At 44.3% G+C, this 20876-nt stretch carries 11 protein-coding genes; 3 read left to right on the top strand and 8 right to left on the bottom strand.

The genetic code is table 11. The annotated features are described in order from the left end of the window. Window positions 1-105 precede the first annotated feature (105 nt). The 5 genes from AC4PG5_RS07200 to cas13a form a co-directional block, all read right to left on the bottom strand. On the bottom strand, window positions 106-261 hold the full coding sequence (locus tag AC4PG5_RS07200; RefSeq protein ID WP_492028267.1) for a YqaE/Pmp3 family membrane protein: 156 nt from the start codon (window positions 259-261) through the stop codon (window positions 106-108). Window positions 262-317: 56 nt separating this feature from the next. Further along, window positions 318-2498 carry a BT4734/BF3469 family protein gene (locus tag AC4PG5_RS07195; protein WP_492028266.1) on the bottom strand — a complete coding sequence of 727 codons (2181 nt, stop codon included), beginning with the start codon at window positions 2496-2498 and terminating at the stop codon, window positions 318-320. 511 nt (window positions 2499-3009) lie between these two features. Continuing rightward, a complete protein-coding gene (locus AC4PG5_RS07190; protein WP_492028265.1) occupies window positions 3010-3444 on the bottom strand; it encodes a DUF6078 family protein in 435 nt (144 codons plus the stop codon). A gap of 92 nt (window positions 3445-3536) precedes the next feature. Then, entirely contained in the window at window positions 3537-3698 is a 162-nt protein-coding gene (locus tag AC4PG5_RS07185) for a hypothetical protein (RefSeq protein ID WP_492028264.1), read from the bottom strand. A gap of 569 nt (window positions 3699-4267) precedes the next feature. Continuing rightward, window positions 4268-7951, bottom strand: a complete 3684-nt coding sequence (gene cas13a / locus AC4PG5_RS07180; RefSeq protein ID WP_492028263.1) for a type VI-A CRISPR-associated RNA-guided ribonuclease Cas13a — start codon at window positions 7949-7951, stop codon at window positions 4268-4270. A gap of 640 nt (window positions 7952-8591) precedes the next feature. On the opposite strand from cas13a, the gene AC4PG5_RS07175 reads away from it, so the two are divergent. The 3 genes from AC4PG5_RS07175 to AC4PG5_RS07165 all read left to right on the top strand — a co-directional run bounded on the left by AC4PG5_RS07175 (window position 8592) and on the right by AC4PG5_RS07165 (window position 13849). Further along, entirely contained in the window at window positions 8592-10115 is a 1524-nt protein-coding gene (locus AC4PG5_RS07175) for a BACON domain-containing protein (protein ID WP_492028262.1), read from the top strand. A 92-nt stretch (window positions 10116-10207) separates the two neighbouring features. Further along, window positions 10208-12883: a S8 family serine peptidase gene (locus AC4PG5_RS07170; protein WP_492028261.1), complete on the top strand. Its 2676-nt coding sequence runs from the start codon at window positions 10208-10210 to the stop codon at window positions 12881-12883. 12 nt (window positions 12884-12895) lie between these two features. Continuing rightward, entirely contained in the window at window positions 12896-13849 is a 954-nt protein-coding gene (locus tag AC4PG5_RS07165; protein ID WP_492028260.1) for a PorV/PorQ family protein, read from the top strand. A 144-nt stretch (window positions 13850-13993) separates the two neighbouring features. Here the strand turns inward: AC4PG5_RS07165 and bglX (AC4PG5_RS07160) are convergent, their stop codons facing one another. From bglX (AC4PG5_RS07160) to bglX (AC4PG5_RS07150), 3 genes are all read right to left on the bottom strand, one after another. Next, window positions 13994-16261 carry a beta-glucosidase BglX gene (bglX, locus tag AC4PG5_RS07160; RefSeq protein ID WP_492028259.1) on the bottom strand — a complete coding sequence of 756 codons (2268 nt, stop codon included), beginning with the start codon at window positions 16259-16261 and terminating at the stop codon, window positions 13994-13996. 93 nt (window positions 16262-16354) lie between these two features. Next, entirely contained in the window at window positions 16355-18481 is a 2127-nt protein-coding gene (locus AC4PG5_RS07155; protein ID WP_492028258.1) for a glycoside hydrolase family 97 protein, read from the bottom strand. A 151-nt stretch (window positions 18482-18632) separates the two neighbouring features. Next, the gene (gene bglX / locus AC4PG5_RS07150; RefSeq protein ID WP_492028257.1) at window positions 18633-20870 is read right to left on the bottom strand and encodes a beta-glucosidase BglX; all 2238 of its coding nucleotides are present in this window, start codon (window positions 20868-20870) and stop codon (window positions 18633-18635) included. Window positions 20871-20876 lie beyond the last annotated feature (6 nt).

Below are 20876 nucleotides of genomic sequence, written 5' to 3'. Positions count from 1 at the left end.
GAAATAAATAAAGTGTTGCAGATACCCGTTGCAGATGGGTGGTAGATCAGTTTGCTGCCACCTCCCTGCAACGGGTATTTTTTATATTAATGTCCTTTTTTTATACTAATGTCCTTTGTTTAAGATGATGAGTGCTGCAATAACTCCCGGTACCCATCCGGCAAGGGTGAGCAACAAGACGATGAGGAACGATCCGCAGCCCTTGTCGATAACGGCCAATGGCGGAAAAATGATCGAAAGAATAACTCTGAATATAGACATATGTTCTGTTTTTGGATGATATTAATCGCAAAAATAGAAAAAAAATCGACATTCCGCTATAGCCTAGTCACACAATATACCGTTCCGCGGCGCGTCCTTTTCGACGGCACTTTATGTTTCTGCAAAAGACGTCCAAAGACACTCACGCGCTTTGGGGAGAGCGGTATGGCGCTTCCTTTTTTCATCTCTCCCAGAATCTCGGCAGGCGACAGCCATTCTCCTGACTCATTTTCCTTGGCCGGTTGGAAGAAGTGATAGAACAACTGCTCTTCGGGAGTGACTTGCTCGAACTCGCGATTGCTTTCTGCAATTAAGCGCTCCTCTTCTTGGTCGAACCAATATCGCTCGCCATTCATCAGTTCCTCCAAGGCTTGTGCATAAAGCTGATTATGGTTGATGCTCCGTGACGTATCGATCACGTCTATCACTTCAATACAGATAAACCGCCGACTGCCGGTCGGGTCGGTGAGTAGATCTTTCTGATTGCTTGTTGCGATGAACGACGCGTAACGAGGCATCTCGAGCACGGCACTGCCATAGAGTTTACGAACGTTCAACACCGGCTTCTGTAAGATGTGTTTTAGAAAACCTTGTTGCGTGGCACTCACTTGGTCGAACTCGTCGATGTTGATCAATGCAAATCGGTTTAAGTAACGCTCTGCATCTTGCTTGCGTGAGAAGTCGATGCTGTCGGTGTAATACTCTCGTATGGAGGGCGGTAGCAGATTCCGACAGAAGGTGGACTTGTGGGTACCCTGACCGCCCACCAACAAGGGCGACACGCTGTTGGCAAAGTTCTTATTCAGGCCTTGCCAGTGAGCCACCATATTCAGCAGCCAACGGTGAAAGAGCTTCGGCCAATGTGGGTTGTTGCACGGCACCCTTTGCGCCAACGCTTCGATGCGCTCTTTTCCATCCCATTCGGGCAGGGTACACATGAACTCCTCGAGTGGACGGAACATCGGTACGCGATTGGAATAGACATAACGGCTCACATCTTTATCCCACAGTGGGATGCCCTCGGCTTGCGCATCCAAGGCAATGCTGTTGAGTATCCGCTTGTCGACCGGCCGAAACCGAAAGCAGAACGACGACCGTTCCCGATATTCCACCTCGCCAACTTGCGCGTTATAGCGGAACTCGTATCGCCGTTTCATGAACTCATCGGTTTGTAACGACAACCACTGATCGTTGTTGATCTCTTTCTGTTTGCCAAATCCCCTCTTTGGTCGGTAGGCATTGGCAAAGATCTCGCGAACGGCCAGCTTGTGCATTTTGTGATAACAATAGGAGATGGCTCGTATCACGGCCTCTTCTTCGGGAATGCCTTTTTGAAAACAGTTCACGGCCAATTGCATAACCAGTCGTTCGGTCTCATCCCGTTCTCGTTGCTCGTACGATCTGGCTTGCTCTTTCAGCCCGGCTTGCTCTTGCAGTCTGATCTGTTCGTCCGACATCTTTTCCGTCTCGCTTTCTAACCGATCTTGTTCTTTCTGTTTGGCTAGGTCGAAAAAGGTCTGATGTAAGGCGTTCTCAAACATCACGATGATATTATCGCTTTCATTGAGTAACGCACTAGCCCGTTGGAAGACCGATTTCTTCTGCTGTACCGTTTCCCGATAAGTGGGCTCGTCGGGCATGGCAGTAGGCTGTGCCAAATAGAACGGTTTAGAATCGGGGCGATACTTTACTTCCGGGTCGTACGACAATCTTGAATACTGATCCAGTCGAGGTTCCTTGAGTTGGATCTCGAACGGTACTTGTGGCTGATAATACTTCACGGCTAGTCGGTAAGCATGAGCGTGAAACATCTCGGCCTCCTCTATTGTGGTGGGCAATGTCTCGTCGGGACGTGCAAAGGTGGTCCAGATCTTCACGGTATGTGCGCTCGATCCCATGAAGAGACAGCGCGTCTGAGGCACTTCCCAAGCGCGTTGTTTCACCAGATCGATCTCCTCTTTTCCTGTAAGAGGGCCAACGGTTAGTTCCACAATTCCGTTATAGTTCTTCATCTGTTGCCCGTCGTTTGTCCGACCGAATTCTGCTGCCGGTATAATTCTAGTGAGCTTCTTGGAGTCGTCGTACGACTCGTACGGCAAGATTTCTCTGAGTTCTTCCCGGAAAGCAGAAACCGGTTGTTGTTTGGTTTCGCATTTAATTCTCTCAAGGAGTTGTTCTAGAGATATGGTGCTTAAAGCCGGTTCTCCCTCTTTTTCCCTTAATTTAGTGATTTTCATGTTCTTTTATTTTTCGTTAAACGACTGTGTCTGTTCTTTTATTTGAAGTCAAATGGCCTGTTGTGATATTGACCCGTTCGACTTTGAGACTGTCTACCACTCGGTTTCATCGGTCGGCAAATGCGTTTCACGGGTTGGCAAATAATTCTCATACCGTCGAAAGTTGAGTTTCTTGTGGATGTAAAAATATTGTCTTGCTTAGAAACTGTAGGTTTCCTAGAAGGAAACTAGAGTTTCGTCCGTATGAAAGTCTATTTTCGTTAGTTTGAAACTTCGAAGAAGACGGTTTTGAATTGATTTTTTTTACCTTTAGATTTGGTTTTCAGGGATTGAATTTGGGCTTTTGGACTAAAAAAGGTGGCAGATCAATCGATCTACCACCATCTGCAACAGGATCTGTCACCAGGGTTAATGAAATGATAATCAGTTATCTATATACCATTGGTGGCACCGTTGCAGATCAATCGGGAAAAATATCTAGGTAGACGTATTTCTGGGAAGGGTATTCTGTTTACCAGAGATATTCTTCTGTATATTCATCATAAATCGGTTCTTTCTCAACCCCCTTTTCTTTAAAGACTCTTCGGATAAAGTCTTGATCTATGGGTAATAGTCCGATCTCATTGCGATAGATACGATAGTATTTTGTTTTACCAAAATGATAAATGAGTCTATCTCTTATAGTGTCTACTTTTTTATAAACAATATTATCGAATAAATGTTTTAAACCCCAGGCGACTTTAACTTTTTCGTTCGACTGGAAAGCCGGACAAAGGCTTAAATCTTCGGGGATGCGGAGTGGGTTAATAATTAAAACAGAATAATCATCTTTAGTCTCTTTTGTAGCGGCAAGGTGATGTAGGCATTGGTCAGCCTTCGGACATTGAGCGTTGAAACAGCGTGAAAAGTTGTAGGGCGCAAACGATTTTATTGCATTCTTTTCCATGATTATTTTAAAGGTTTAACTCTGTCCGCAAATGTACAAAGTTTTGTTTTTAAATGGAAAAGGTTTTTAAATAATTTTTTGAGAAAAAATATTTAATCGTTTTGTAGCTTGCGCAATCCTTTAATGGCTAAGCCCAATAGAACTAAAATCACGAGACAGGAACCATAGGCTTGTTCCTTGATTAGAGCAATGAATGCCGGGGCTATGAGTAGCGTGGATAGGCAAAAGATTGTTATTGCGGTTCTCTTCTTCATGGGTGGTGGGCGGTGTGTGGTGGGCGGCTTATGTTATTTCCTTCCTTGGTAATGCTTCTTCACTATTGGTGGTATTCACAGTGAATATTTACGCTAGTAGTTGGTAGTCTTTGTTGTAGTTCCCTTCACTATTGGGATCATTCACAGCGCCTTGCGAGCTCTCTAATTATTGCACGTTGTTGTAGTTCCCTTCACTATTGGGATCATTTACAGCTCGACAGACACATTCCCAATATATGCATACGTTGTAGTTCCCTTCACTATTGGGATCATTTACAGTTGATGATGAACGTGGGCATCCTCAAAAACAGTTGTAGTTCCCTTCACTATTGGGATCATTCACAGCATTTGGATGTCCTGCCATAACAACACTATGTTGTAGTTCCCTTCACTATTGGGATCATTCACAGCATGAATTGCGTATTCAACCTATGCAAAGAGGTTGTAGTTCCCTTCACTATTGGGATCATTCACAGCACGATCTGAGTATCTCTATGTATATCAGATAGTTATAGTGCTTTCTAGCTAAAAAAAACAGTCTTTTTATTAGCTAGAAAGCAAATATAGCACTATTTTTTCATTTCTAGCAACTTTTTGCAGAGATTACAATATTCTTCCGAGACTAGCTTTGTTTCTATTTCGGCATTTCCAATATGTTTAATGGTCTTGGGCCTTACCGAATCTTTGTCTAAAACTAATTCATGTTTTTCTGCTTCGTTGTTTTCTTTTTTATTCCCTTTCGTGTCATCTTTAAATTTAAAACGAAGCTCCATGCCATGCCGATCGAATACCTGAATGATTGACTTAGAGACAGCATTGCGCAATTTACGGTCATATTGCATGAGTTCTCGTAGACGATTGATTAGGTCAATGATTGAGAATCGGGCATTTTTAGTGATGTAGTTATAGTGTGCTATGAAGTTGCGATATGCAGGAGCGTTCTTGTTCTCTTTAAAAAAAGTCTTTGAATAAATCGTTCGTTTAAAATCAGTGTCTTTTTTGATGTTATCAAAATCGGCTGAGCTGATTGCTGAACCATTTGTCCTTTTTATAATATTTTCTTTATATTTCTCTATATTTTTATTGTTTTCACAAATTTCTCGGAGATTAATAAAACCTGTAAAAATAAAATCGCGCTCTACAAGTTGCCTATCGAAGGTCACAAAGTCTCTATCCCATAAAGCAACAAAGCGGGTCAGGCGACTGAGGATCTCGATCATTAAGTTGTGCAATTGTTTTAGATGAACGAGATGTATCTTGTTGTCTAGCCAATCATAACGTTCTATCTCTTCGCAAGCTTTTTTATAACGTTCTTCCTCTTTTTTGTTAAGAGCGATCTTGTTTTTATTTCCTTTGTTGATCTCCACCCATTTCTTATGTAACAAGTTTCTCGTTTCCATATACTCTTCAATGAGTGAACGTCCTTTTTCGGGGATCTGAACTTTAAAGCTCTGCCATTCTGAATAATCTTTTGCGGTCACTTTAAAGGAAGGACTGTTTTTATCCGCTGTTTCTTGCTCGATGAGCTTTTTAAGGAGTTCCATTGTACCATATTTACGTATTAGGCGAATGGAGGCGTGAACCACCGGGGTGTAGTTGTCTTGTTGCATGTAACAGTCGTTACCAACGAATTGAGCCCCTTCTTTTTCTACGAAAGGCGATAAATCTGTTTCCCATCTCGTTTTCTCGGCGTCCGTCATTCGTCCACCTATTTTATTTTCCTCTTCGTCGGCTTTGTTCTTGGGACTATCGACGCTCAGTAGGCAAAGTCCGAGGATGTCGATGATAAACGAGAATTTCGTTCGATCTTTCTTCTTCATAGCCGAAGCTTGATATTTAATAAACTCGTTGCGAAGATCGCTCAGGTGTTGTGCATCGAGTAATTTGCAAAACGTATAGAAGGCGATATGGGCGTCCGAGTTGCTGTTGATCTGATGCTGAATGTTGATCTGGTCGATGAGTGTACGGTACTCGGGCTGAGTCTCTTCTTTGGATAGCTGTTGATTGGGGCTCAACAAAAAATCAATTTTTTGTTTTTTGAGGAAGTCGTCGAAGCCTTTAGCAAATAAACGCTCGATGAAACGTCTGGTATGATAAAATTGTCCGGCGCCTTTTTCTTTTTTCTTGTTTTCCTCTTGAACGGCTAAGCTGTGAATCTTGCTAAGATAATCTGCTATCGATTCCTTGTCCTTATCCATGGGAGGTATCTCCTTAAACGCATACTGATATTTTGAGTTTTTGTGGGCGTTTGACGACTTTTTGTCCTTTCCGGCCAGCTCTCGGTTCTTTTTTAAGACGAAGTTAACTGTTTTACCGAATTCTTCTTTATTACTATTGCTTAAAAACTGATTTAAGAAACAGTAGTTATAAACAAGCTTCAAGAGAAAACGATAGCTATCATAGGCTTTTGAGCCTTTCGTATCTTTAGCTGTTTTATCCTTTAAATGATAGAACGTTAGTTGGAGTGTGGATTTTCCTTCTTGCAAGCTGGATCCTTCGCTGTATATGGTTTTGAATCCCGGTGCAAATGGGATGGGGCATTTAGAGAGCGAGAACTTAAACCTCGATAAGAAAGTCTGAATATTCTGGGACGTGTAATAGTTGAGTACGTCGTTCGACTGTAACTGTTCTACAAAACGCGCTTTGGCTTGAGACAGATCGTTGTCGAGATAGGTCTTAAAGCGGGTGTTTGTATAGTGTTTGTCCAAGGGCCCGTCATAATCGAAGGTGTCGAGGTTGAAGATTGTGTTCAGACTGTCGGTCTTGTAGTGAACCACCTCGTTTCGTATCTTTTGTACGGCTCCACGCATGGCCCAGATGGTCTGTTTGAAGGATTCGATCTCGGTTGCACTACCGTAAGCGAGTTCCTCGTCAAAGAACAAACGATAGATCTCATTGCTGAAGTGATTCTCGCCATCGGTTGATGGGGTTGCTGTTTCGGGAGTTTCAAAGGCTTTGAGGCTTTTGGTTAGATCTGTGTGGCCTAAGATATCTTGAGTCTGTTGGCGGTCGACGATGTTTCGGATGTTGTTGGTGGCAAAGGCGCAGGCTTCGATGAGGTTAAGGACGAAGAATTCGTTGCGCTTAACCGAAGAGAGGGTCGAGCTGTTGGTCTCCTCGTTGAATTGATGCAAGGCGGCTTTCCCTTTTTGTAGGAGTTGCTGGTGTATGGCGTTCTCTATCTGATGGGTAACGGTGTTGTGAATGGTCTTCGGATCGAGATAGTGTTGAGCTTGCTTTAAGGTTAGAGTTTTGTTTTTATTCTTGTTCTTTATGGGGAAGTAATGTTCGATGTACTTCACCACTTCATTATAATAGATCGTCAGTTCTTTGTTGGCACGGTTAGCCAAATAATTGGGATTGTCTTTTCCGTTTCGGTCTTTTGCTCCAAAGAGGTCTTTCTGGTAAAGTTGCAACGCTTTCTTAACCGAGAGGTTGAATTGGAAATTGGTCTCATCACTGGGCTCTGGAAAGAGGAGAGATGTGGCGTCGAGTCCAAAGGTTTCTTTTAGATGGCTCAAGTTGAGCTTCCCGTTTGCTTTATAATCTGCTTCCCACTCTTTTAGACACGTTTTTCGCGAACTGAGGGTATTGTCTTTGTCGTAATCGACCACAATCCGGTTCTCGATGACCGATTTTCGGGTAAAGTTTTTCTTGGTTTCGAGATAATATGATACCCATTCTTGATAAGAGATGAGGTCTCTAGAGTCTTTTGTGGAGAGGTAACTCGAGAGGTCGTCTAGAAGACAAAAATTCTTTGGCTGATTGGTCTTGTCTCTGTAGTTGAGTGAGGAACGGAATTTGTGTTTTAAGCGGTGTTTTAGTTGGGCCATTTCGTCAGATGAGACGTCGAGTGGTTTTAATTGAACGCTTTTGTTCTCTATAATACCATTGATGATGCTGTCGAAAAGTTTCTCTAGCTTAGAAGCAAGTGATTTGGCTAAGTAGCCCGGTTTACTTTTGCAATCCTCGCATAACTCTTTTCTGTTTTTCTTCGATTGGCAGGTTTCGCAAAGTTCGATCTTTATCTTCGAGCTGTCTTCGAGTGTCTTCTTGAGTATACTGGTTTTGAAATTGTCATTTTTTAGATGATTGATAATTCTGCAGGTCTCATCTTTGGGATCGCTTGGGGAGTTTCTTTTTGTATTTGGATATTCTAAAATGAGCGATCCTTTATTACTCCTGCGATGCATCAGCACCATTGGCTTTTTAGCCTCTTCGCCTTTGTCTATTTTAACTTTGGTTATTCTCATGATAAATTTGATTGACGATTATAAATTTGATCAAAAATAAGGAATAAAAAGAAATATAAAGTGGTTTTTGAGCTTAAAAGCAAAATGATTTTTTGGCACTTTTATGTTAAACATTAATATGAGATAATAATTGGGACAACACTTTGTCGTCATAAGGCCATTTTGTCTAGAGTCGTTTTTTAATCTAGATTTTTTTCTATTTAGTTAATGGCTTGAAAACGTTGAATTAATCGATGATCTCTGTTTTATGTTTATTGTTTTCGATGTTTATTTATTAAAAATAATAAAATTATTATTCAACTTTTTTATTTTACTATTGTTGTATTACATTATAATTCGTTTTTATTTCTGTGAAATATTTTTTTTGAAATAAAAAATAGATATTTGACTTATTGCTTCTTATTTATTTGTTTTATATTTTATTTTGATGCTTATTTTGATGCATTGACAAATTCTTGTCTTAAATTATCTCTAAATTTATGCAACGTGATTCTAATGTTGTTTGTTCGTAATTTTTTTATTGTATATGATTTAATGTTGTAATATAAATATGATTTTATTTTAGCTATAGGATTAATAAGGTTTTCGTTCTATAGTGGCATTTGTATTCAGAACCTGTTATTTAAATCTACAAAATCTTATGAAAAAAAACGTGCTTTTAATTGTTCTGATTAGTCTTTTAGGCTTTTCATCTTGTCAACAAGATGACGACATTGATTTGAGTGTTTCAGAGTCATCACTGGATTTACCAAAAGCTGCTTCTGAAAATAGAATTAGTATTACAACTAATTCTGATTCGTGGAATGCGTTCTCTAATGTAGAGTGGATTTCAACTGAGGAAGAAAATGAGGAATTGATCGTTACCGTAACGGAAAACAACACGACACAGGACCGTATCGGTAAGGTTGTGGTGATTGCCGGAGAGATGACGCAGACCATTGATATTCATCAAGCTGCTTCCGACGTTACGATCGTAACCTTGCCTGATCAGCTGGATATAGACCAGTGGGGAGGAACGTATCAGTTTGATGTTGATGCAAATACGCAGGACTGGGCTATCTCGTCCGATGTGGATTGGGTCAAACTGACTCCAAAACAGTTTAAGGGAGAAGTGGTTGTTGAGGTTGCTGAAAATACCGAAAGACTTTCAAGAGTTGCGACTCTTAGCCTTACCGGTGGCTCAACGGTCAAGCAATTCTTGATTAAGCAAGATGGAATCATGTTCTTTATCTTCCCATGTTTGGACTTTGGATCTAACGGGATTGCCATTAAGAATTTTGAATTGGCTCGTCGGAGTGACTTGGTTAAACAACCGGATGGATTATTTAATGCGGATCAATGGATGTACCAAACGAAGAGTAAAGCTTTTGATGTGATTACTTATCAGATTCCTGCAGCCGGCTTAGCTAAAGTGATTTTGTTTGCGGCTAACCAAGATATTCTTACCACTGAGTTGGACAATTACAAAACGTTCTTATTGGATAATGGCTATACTGAAAAAACGACAAATGTATTTGTTAATCCTGAAAAGAATACTGAGGCTGCCATTCATCCTGAAGCCCAAGATCCACAAATCATCTTCTCGTTTGTTCCGACTCAACCACAAGCTTATCCTACATTTAGTGCATTCCCTTATGGATTTGAGAATTTCAATGGGCTAGAAGCTGATGTCAGGGCTTATGAAGCTGCCAATAATGGAACGTTTAATGATACGAAATCAAGTATTGATCCGGCGGAAGACAGTAATTTCTTGTTCTTTGACGTGGCTAATAGTGAAGCGGTCGCTAGAGCTTATTTTATTAATAATGCTGACCCGAAGGTTGTTTCTGAAACGGCTCAATATTTTAAAGATTGGTCGAAAGGTTTCTTCCAATCTAATGGACAATATTATGTAACAAATGAGTTTTCTGCCTTATTGGAAAAAGAAGGTTTTGAATTTTCTAACCCATATAAGGATTGGTTGGTGTATAAGAATGCTGCAAAGAAATTGACGATGGTGGTTAGGGTTGCAAAATATACCGATTTTGATTACCCTGTTCTTGATCTGCAAATTTTCCAAACTTCTGAGGCTTCATCTGCTTCGGTTTGGTTCGAAAGAAGAGCAAAGAAGTCTTTGAAAACCGAAAAGATTACGCTGTCTCGTTATGGACGCTTTCTTAAATAATGGGTCATAGATGAGTTGTTGAGTAAAATGCCTCGACACGATTTGTTTGAGGCATTTTATTCTTGTGTTTTGTTAATCTTAATGTTGTGTATATGAAAAAAAAATATGTGATGCTTTTCTTGTCCGGAATGTTCCTTTTCGGATGTAATGAAAATGAGACTGAACCACTGATACAAGAGGATCATGTGGTTAAAGATATTGGTTGTGAACCGGGAATTATTCGTGTAAGGCTTACTCGAGAACTCGGAGATCATTTAGTGGTTGATCACCAAAATGCACAGGTACGAAGTGGCATTAATACGATTGATTCTTATCTGAAAGAGATTGGCGCAACTCGCATGGAGAGGGTTTTCCCTAATGCCGGGCAGTTTGAAGAGAGAACGCGTAAGGAAGGTCTGCATCTCTGGTATGATATTGTTTTTGATCGGTCGAAACCTGTGACGAGGGTCGCTAACGATATGGAGAATATTAAGGGGGTTGATTATGTCGAGAAGATTTATAACCCTTATTTACCTCCTTGCCGGGTCTGGCGTGCTGAGGGAACAACGGCCACGCGGGCGAATACGATGCCTTTTGATGACCCGAAGCTCTCTTTGCAATGGCATTATAAGAATTTTGGAACGTTTTATAAGGCTGTTGCCGGTGCGGATATTAACCTTTTTGAGGCTTGGAAGCAAGAAACCGGTAAGCCGAATGTGATTGTTTCGGTGGTTGATGGCGGTATTGATATCACTCATGAGGATTTGAAAGAGAATATTTATGTCAATCAGGCTGAGTTTCATGGTGAGGCAGGCGTGGATGATGATCAGAATGGATATATCGATGATGTTTATGGGTATAATTTCTGTGATAGTTCTCCGGAGATTCTTCCTGATGATCATGGAACACATGTTGCCGGAACGGTAGCTGCCCGAAATAATAATGGTATTGGGGTTTGCGGTGTTGCCGGTGGTGACGGAACGTCGGGCAGCGGGGTGCGACTGATGAGTTGTCAGATCTTCGTTGAAAAAAGGAGTGGCGGTAGTGCTACGGCGATTAAGTATGGAGCTGATAATGGAGCGGTGATCAGTCAGAATTCCTGGGGATATAATTATCCGGGACCGTCGACTATCCCTGCTTCCGAGAAAGCTGCTATCGACTACTTTATTAAATATGCGGGTTGTGATAATGATGGAAAACAGTTGCCTAATTCTCCGATGAAGGGAGGCGTGGTGATTTTTGCTGCCGGAAATGATGATCAGGATTATCGGTCTTATCCTTCGGCTTATGCTCCGGTGGTTTCTGTTTCGGCTATGGCACCCGACTTTAAGAAGGCTTGGTATACGAATCGGGGGGACTGGATTACATTGATGGCTCCCGGTGGGGATGAGTTTTATTCTAAAGGCATGGTCTATAGTACGACTCCCGGAAATACTTATGGGTATATGCAGGGAACTTCTATGGCGTGTCCTCACGTTTCGGGTATTGCAGCTCTTATCGTGTCTAAATTTGGTCATCAGGGTTTTACGAACGAAGATTTAAAGAATCGGTTGACGACTTCTTTTTTACCTCATGATATTGACGTGATAAATCCTCAATATAAAGGTCGATTGGGTAAAGGGTATATCGATGCCAATAAAGCGTTGGCTGTTAATGCTCAGAAAGCACCCGCACAGGTTGCTGATGTGGAAAAGACGGCTAGCTTTGTTTACTTAGATTTGTCTTGGAAGGCTGTTGCCGATGAAGACGATCAGACCGCTTCTCTATATAAGGTTTATTACTCAACGAGTGAGTTAAATGCCGGTAATTATCAATCGGCTTCGGTTAAAGTGGTCGATGGTTTTATATATAAGCCGGGCGATTTGATCTCTTTTAGACTGACGGATCTAAAAATGAATACCAATTATTACTTGGCTTTCGTCGCTGAGGATAGATGGGGATTGGCTTCTGCTCCTACGTTTGTAACGGCAAAGACAAACGAGAATCATCTTCCGATATTGACTCTGGAGGGTGATGAAAATATTCGAATTACCGGCAGTGAGGCTGCTCAAATTAAAGTGTTGATCAATGAACCGGATGGACAGAATTGGAATTATTCAGTGGTAGGCAAGACAACTGGCGTTACGATCTCAAAAGTGACCGGTGGTCTTCTATTGAAGATTTTGGCATCGAATGCTTATGGACACTATTCGTTTGATTTGAATGTGACGGATGAACTGATGGGCAAAACAACGGTCACCATTAATTATGAGATTTATGAGAATCATCCCCCTCAGTTAATCAAAAAGGTCGATCAGTTGTTTATTCCTCTCAATAAACAGGTGGTGCTTAATTTGAGTGATTATTTCAAGGATGAGGATGGACAGCCTTTGACTTATAAGATCGAACGATCCGGTAGCTCTAGTATAAAGGCGGCGCTTCAAGGCGATCAACTGTCGATCAATGCACTTAAACTGGGTGGAACGCAGATCACGGTGGCGGCATACGATCCCCAAGATAAAAATGTCAGAACAACTGTCAAAGTGATGGTGGTGACGAACGATCTGGTCTATACGGCTTATCCGATACCGGCAACTAAGGTGTTGAATGTGAGATTGAATGATGAGGTTCAAGATGCGGTGATCACGGTTTATAATATCATGGGAAATCCGGTACTGAAGAAGGTGGTACATGTTCAAGACGGGAATCGGTTGGTAGCCTTGGCTGTTTCCGGTTTACCTCCATCAACGTATGTGTTGCATGTTGAATCGAATGGGAAGTTGTATAAACAAACTTTTATTAAAAAATAAATTGATCTGACTATGTTGAAGAAAATATTTATGTTGATGGTCTCTTTGGGCTGCACCTATTGGGTGTGTGCACAAGAGAGTCGTTATCTCCCTTTTCTTGAGATAAACCCCGATGTTAGAGCGGCTGCTATGGGGAATTCCACGATGGGGGAAGCTAGAGGAATGTATCTTTACTCTAATCCGACTTCTTTACTGAATGAGGAGTGTACTAAGAGAATCTATTCTTCTTATACTTTTGCTTTTTTGCCTAAGATTAATGATGATCGGGAGCGCTATCATGCTTTCTCAGCAGGTCTTCGTTTGTTTGATAGGCATGCTTTAATGGTGGGATTTCGTTATATCGGCGGATTATCTGTGAATGCGGTCGATGCTAACGGTAATCCTCAATCGGCCATCAAACCGAACGATTGGTCTATTGATCTGGCTTATGCTTTTAAGTTCAACGATCGATGGTCGGCTTATTTAGGTGGAAGTTTTATTCAGTCAAAATTGGATAAATCCTCTTATCTGATGGGAGCTAATGGTGGGGTTTATTACAAGAGTCAATGTAATCGCTGTCATCGTGCTTCTTATACCCTTGGTTTGGGATTTAACAATATCGGTGGGGCAACGATGAAAGCTAAAGGAATTAGTGACTTGAAGATGCCGGGATCGGTAAGTGCCGGGGGATCGATGGCGCTTCCTTTTAATAAGAATCATCGTTTGAACGCGACGTTGTCTACCCGCTATTTTATGATCCCCTCGTCGGCTGCGACGCTGACCACAAGCTTGGGATTAGAATATGAACTGTTTAATCGAGTGGCTTTTCGTACCGGATATTTTATGGATGGGGATGTCTCGGCTAATAACTATTTTTCTATGGGAGTTGGTTTGAGATGTAAGTTTGGTAGTATTGATGCGGCTTATGCCATGAAGAAAAACAAAGATTTTAATGTTATCCGATTGGGGGTCTCTTTCCAGATGTAACCTGATTTGTGAGTGATGGACTCGTTTGAGTCATTGATTGAATCCCCATGAACAACCGAGTGATACCGGTGTTTATGGGGATTCGCCAGTTTTTAAGATTGAAATCTGTTCGAGTATACTCGACTAGCTCGTGGATTTATAGATTTATTGCAAACTGAACTTTGCCGTTTGTAGCGATTCGCTATTGGTCCCGATCATTACTTGGAAGTCGCCCGGTTCGCAAACGAAATCGAGATTGCCGTTGTAGAACTTGAGCATCTCGCTATCGATGGTGAAGGTGATTTCTTTTGACTCTCCTGCTTTGAGGGCGATCTTTTGGAAACCTTTCAACTCTTTGACCGGACGCGTGATGGAGCCAACTTCATCTTTTAAATAGAGCTGAACGACTTCGGTACCTGCACATGGGCCGCTGTTGGTCACGGTGACTGTGGCGGTGAGGCTCTGGTTGATGTTCATGGTCTGTGCGCTCAGGGTGATGGGGCTATACTTGAAAGTGGTGTAGCTTAATCCGTATCCGAAAGGATATAGAGGGGTGTTGCTGACATCCAGATAATTGCTTCTGAACTTCTCGAAGCTTTTTCCGAGTAAAGGGCGTCCGGTGTTTTTGTGAGCATAGAACAAAGGCACTTGTCCCACATTTCTTGGAAATGAGGTGGTGAGTTTTCCCGAAGGGTTCACGTCTCCAAAGAGGACGTCACCAATGGCATAAGCGGCTTCTGTTCCACCAAACCAAGCATTGAGGATGGCCGGAACGTTCTCCGATTCCCAAGATAGAACTAATGGGCGACCGGTGAAAAGAACGAGTACAACGGGTTTACCGGTTTTCAACAAGGCTTGGAGAAGCTCTCTCTGAGCATCGGGCAGCTCGAGGTTGGTACGCGAACTTGACTCGCCACTCATCTCTGACGATTCGCCGAGTGCGGCAATGATGACGTCGGATTGTTGGGCTACGGCAAGTGCCTCTTTCAAGAGATCGTCTGAGCTGCGTTGGTCGCGGCCTAGGGAACGACCGAATAGGGTTGCGCGTTCTTCGTATGCGGCGTCGTGCATCAGGTTACTGCCTTTGGCATAGACGATGTCGGCTTTCTTGCCAACGACACTTTTCAAGCCATCGATGAGGGTAGCGGCACTGTTTTCACGCGCTGCAATGCTCCAAGTGCCGACCATGTTCGAACTGGTGTTGGCCAACGGACCGACCACGGCGATTTTACCTTGTTTCTTCAGAGGGAGTAGATGTTGATCGTTCTTGAGCAACACACAACTTTCGGCAGCAATTTGTCGCGCGAAGTCGCGGTGTTCTTTGGTGAAGACCGATTTGGCACGACGTTTAGGATCGCAGTACTTATAGGGGTCTTTGAAGAGACCGAGTTTGTACTTGGCTTCAAGGATGCGGCGACAAGCTTGGTTGATGTAATCGACCGATAGTTCACCGCGTTCTACCGCTTCTTGAAGGTATTTGGTGAAGCAGTCGCTTACCATATCCATATCGATACCTGCTTTGAGGGCTTGCCGGGTGACTTGCTCCATGTTACCGATGCCGTGGGCTACCATTTCGGGGATTCCGGTATAGTCGGTGACTACAAAACCGTTGAAGCCCCATTGGGTACGTAGGACGTCGGTCATCAACCAGCGACTTCCGGTAGCGGGGACGCCATCGACATCGTTGAAGGAAGCCATCACGCTACCTGCTCCGGCATCGACTGCAGCTTTATAAGGCATCATGTATTCGTTGAACATGCGAATGCGACTCATGTCGACGCTGTTGTAGTCACGTCCGGCTTCGGGAGCACCGTAGAGGGCGAAGTGTTTGACGCAGGCGAGGATGGCATCTTTACGGGTGAGATCGTCGGTTTGGTAACCTTCGACCATCGCTTTGGCTATTTGTGAACCGAGGTAGGAGTCTTCGCCGCTACCTTCGGCAACGCGTCCCCAACGAGCATCGTGACTGATGTCGACCATCGGACTGAAGGTCCACCCGATACCGTCGGCAGTGGCTTCTATAGCGGCGATGCGTGCGGTCTTCTTTATGGCTTCGAGGTTCCATGAACACGATAGCCCCAAAGGAATCGGAAAGACGGTTTCGTAGCCGTGAATCACGTCCATACCGAAGATCAACGGTATGCCGAGGCGGCTTTTCTTTACGGCTGCTTCTTGGATGGCTCTGATGCGGTCGACGCCTTTGAGGTTGAGCAGACCGCCGATCTCGCCTTTCTCGAAACGAACGGGAGAAACGTCGCTGCTGGCTTCGCCGGTTACGACATCACCGGCACCCGGTAGGTTGAGCTGACCGATTTTTTCTTTGAGGGTCATGCGACTCATGAGTTGGTCGATAAAGGTTTTCATCTCTTTATCGCTATCAGCATAGGCGTGTATGCTGATCAGACAAATCAGTGCGATTAGAATCTTTTTCATACAATCGTTTAGTATCATTAGTTATTAATTGAATTTCTGGTTTTTTTATGTTTTAGCTTGTTGAGTGCTTTTTGCTTTAGTTTTCCTTTTTCTTTAGTCCTTTATTTCTTTAAGACTGATGGCATAACCGCCACCGGGGGCACAGTGGATGGAAAGCTGACTCTTGGAAGTGACCTTTTTCTGTTCGATGGTGTAGAGCATCGGACGTTTGGCGTAATCGGCCTTGCGATGATCTTTGTAGAGGGTTGCCATATAGCTCTTCTTAGGGTCTAAGAAGTCTAGCTTTATCGTGGAGGTGCGGGCTTGGGCGTTAACCGAGCAGCCAACGTACCAATTGTTGCTGTGCTTGTCGCATCGGGCGATGGTGACGAAAGCTCCGGGTTCGGCTTCGAGGACGACCGTACGTTTCCAGTCGACCGGAACGTCTTTGATGAATTGGAAGGCGTCGGGATGTTTCATATAGTTCTCGGGCAGATCGGCTGCCATCTGGAAGGGTGAGTAGAGCACGACATAGAGAGCGAGTTGTTTGGCTAGAGTGCTACTCAACGTCTTCCGACAATTGGCGTCGTAGGCACTGAAGTCGAGTTGGAAGATGCCGGGGGTATAGTCCATCGGACCGCCAACCAACCGGGTGAAGGGGAGGATGGTGGTGTGATCGGGACGGTTGAAGGCAAAGGCTTCGTACTCGGTGCCGCGACCGGACTCGCAAGCCAAGAAGTTGGGATAGGTACGATGAAGTCCTGTGGGGTGAGCCGACTCGTGTATGTTGATCATGATGTGGTGTTTTGCCGTCTCTTCGATGGTGTGTAGCACATGGTTGACGAACGTTTGTCCGTAGTGGTATTCTCCGGCAGGGAGAAGACGACCGACATAGCCGGTTTTGACACTCGGATAGCCATAGGTGTTCATCAACCGGTAGGCTTCTGGCATGTGTCGTTCGTAGTTCATGATCGATCCTGAAGTTTCGTGGTGCATGATGAGGCCGACATGTTGTTGTTGGGCATGGCGACTGATGGTGGAAAGATCGAAGTCGGGGTAGGGGGTAACAAAGTCGAACACCTTCTCTTTTTGATGATCGAACCAGTCCTCCCACCCGATGTTCCAACCTTCGATGAGTAGGCCGTCGAACCGATGACGTGCGGCAAAGTCGATCGCTTTTACCACATCCGCGGTGTTGGCTCCGTGGCGACCGTTAGGAGTGGCCCGTTGATAATCGAACTGATCGATCTTGAGGTTCCGAGGGTCGCAATAGTTCCAGGTCTTTCCATTGGGGACGAACATGTGCCACCATATTCCCATATATTTCATGGGCTTAATCCAATCGGTCGTGGCTAGCTTACAAGGTTCGTTCAGATTGAGAATGAGTCTTGAGAGAAGGATACCTTTGGCATCCGGAGTGGCGATGATGGTACGCCAAGGGGTTTGAAAAGGGGTTTGTATGCGTCCTTTATGGCCTTGCGGATCGGGGGTGAGATGACTCTGGAAACGATATTGCCCATCGGTTTGCGAGAGGGTCAGTGCCATTGCCGGATAGTCGATCAGTGCCGCTTCGTGAATGTTGAGGTACCACCCATTAGCCTTTTTTAGGAGCAAAGGGGTTTGTACGCTATGGTCGTTGATGAGGGTCGTCGAGGTGAGGTCTCGTTTGGCCTTCTGTAGGGTGTCGGGCAAAGCGGAAAGGGACGAGATCTGATATACAAACTCGTTGGAGTCGTAATCACCCGGTATCCAATAGGCTTTGGCGTCTTCGGTAATATTAAAGGCGGTTTGCTCTTCTTGGATACGGAAATGTGTTAATGAGGGCTGATCGGGGAATTCATATCGGAACCCGAGACCGTCGTTGTAGAGTCTGAAACGAATGTTCAGACTGCGTTTTTGTGGGGTGCTCTCTTGAAGGGCAACCCATAGTTCATTGTAATGGTTGGTGATGGTCTGTTCTTCGCCCCATACCGGTTGCCATTGTTCGTTGAAGGTGTGGGTGGTGTGACGAATGCACACAAAGTTGGTGGTTAGGTCGGGGAGACCGTCTAGCTTAAAACCGAGCTGACTTTTTCCGATGAGTGTGGTGGGTCCGCTTTTGAGCTCATAATAGGGGGTGCCTTGATCGAGCATGAACCGAAGAGTCAGCTTCTTATCGGGTGAGAAAAGAGTCTGAGAATGCCCTTCATAGGCAATGGATAAGAGGATGAAAAAAAGTAATAAAAGAGGCTTTATTCTCATGGTTTATCGGTTTGATAGGGTATAAGAAAGGCTGTGTTAGTTAGGCTCATAAAGCCTAACTGACACTACAGTAGAGTCTTAGCGGGATAAAAGTGTATGAGTGATTTAAACCTTTGATGTCGCTAACACAGCCAATTCTTAATGGTTGTTTTTACTCTAAAATGAAACGGGCTTGATTGGTGGTGGTACTCGATCCGCCCACATAAACCGTGAACTCTCCCGGTTCGGAGTCTTTAACGAGCTGAGCGTTATAGAACGAGAGGAGGTCGTTGGTTATGGTGAAGTCGACTTTTACGGTTTCACCGGCTTTGATGGCGACTTTCTTAAACCCTTTGAGCTCTTTCACCGGGCGACTGACCGAAGCGACCATATCGCGAAGGTAGAGTTGGACGATTTCTTCACCATCTCTCTGCCCGGTGTTGGTTACGGCTACTGAGACCACTAATGATCCATCTTTACGCATGGTCGGCTGACTCAAGCTGGGTGGCGCATAGCTAAATGTGGTGTAGCTTAATCCGTATCCGAACGGATAGAGTGGTGTGTTCGGTGAATCGAGATAGCGCGAGGTGAATCGCTCTTGGGTCTCGGGACGTCCCGTCATCAAGTAGTTGTAGTAAATGGGAATCTGACCCACCGAACGAGGGAAGCTCATAGTGAGCTTTCCCGATGGATTTTTATCACCGCTCACAACATCGGCAATGGCTGGTCCGGCCATACTTCCCAGATGCCAAACCTCGAGAATGGCTTGGAACGCTTGCTCTTCTTCGGTGATCACCATCGGGCGACCGTTGTGCAAGAGTAGGACCATTGGCTTACCGATTTGACGTACTTCTGCAATAAAGTCTCTTTGGATCTTTGATAATCGAATATCGGTTTTGCTTGCGGCTTCGCCACTTTCAAATTCTTGTTCTCCCATGCACATCACAACCACGTCGGCTTGTCGTGCAGCTGTCAACGCTTCCGGAAATCTCGAACGATCGTCGCCTTCGTAAGGACAGCCTTCGGCAACTAGAAGGCGACTGTTGGGAAATTCTTTGGCAAAAGCTTCGTGGATAGGGGTAACGGTCTCTTCACGTCCTCCGGTATGCCATGTGCCGAGTTGATTTCTCTTATTGGTCGCCATTGGGCCGACAAGCGCAATGGTGCGGGTTGACTTCGACAGAGGAAGGAGGTTGTTCTCGTTTTTCAATAGAACAATGCTGCTTTTGGCGACGTCATGTGAGGCTTTGAAAAAAATCGGATGCTTCAAGGTGGACTTTGCCCGTAGGGTGTCACAATAGCGATAAGGGTCGTCGAACAAACCGAGTTTATATTTCATTTCGAGGACCTTGCGACAAGCACGGTCGATCTCTTTCTCGGAGATCGCTCCTTTCTTGAGGTTCGATTTGGAATAGTTCATGAAAATATTCGATTGCATGTCCATGTCGACTCCGGCGCGTATCGATTGTGCTCCGGCATCGGCCGAATCTTTCGCCGTACCGTGGTTGAGAAGTTCGTAGATCCCGGTATAGTCGGTAACAATCATTCCTTTAAACCCCCATTCTTTACGGAGCAGATCGGTCAGCAACCATTGGTTTGATGTGGCCGGAACACCGTTGATGTCGTTGAATGAAGCCATGATGGTTTGACAACCTTCGTCGATGGCAGCTTTGTAAGGCGGCAGGTAGAACTCTCGGAGTTGACGTTCGCTCATATCGACGGAGTTATAGTCTCTTCCGGCAACCGGAGCACCGTAGGCCGCGAAATGTTTCACGCAAGCCAATAGGGTGGTGGTATCTTTTAAATCGTGCCCTTGTATGCCTCGAACTTGTGCGCGAGCAATAGCCGATCCTAGGAAGGTGTCTTCACCTGCTCCTTCGGCTACGCGTCCCCAACGCGGGTCTCTAGCGATGTCGACCATTGGAGCAAAAGCCCAATTTAGTCCGTCGGCAGCAGCTTCGGTAGCCATGGAACGTGCGGCGAGTTCGATCTTTGTCGTATCCCATGAACAGGCCATAGCAAGAGGTGTGGGGAAGGTGGTGCGATAGCCATGAATGACATCGTAGCCAAAAATAAGTGGGATGTGCAGACGAGAGTGATCGACAACCTCTTTTTGCATACGATAGATAAAGTCGGCAGTCAGTGCATTAAACACACCGCCTACTTCTCCTTTTTTGGCTTGTTCGATGAAGTTGTTGTTCGAGATCGGACCGGTCACATCCCAATAGCTTGAGAAAAGTACGGTCTGTCCAATCTTCTCTTCCAGAGTCATCTTCGACATCAGATCTGAGATGAAGTGATTCATCTTTTGATCGGAGTCGGCCGTTAGGTCTGTGGTCGACTTGCAGCCGAACGTGATCCCGACAGTGGTTAGAAGGAGAGTGATCGGTATGATTTTATTTATTTTCATGATTTT

Source organism: Bacteroides sp. QWL-09, assembly GCF_058683585.1.
Note: the sequence above shows the minus strand (reverse complement) of the source record. Positions and strands in the feature narration are given on the sequence as shown.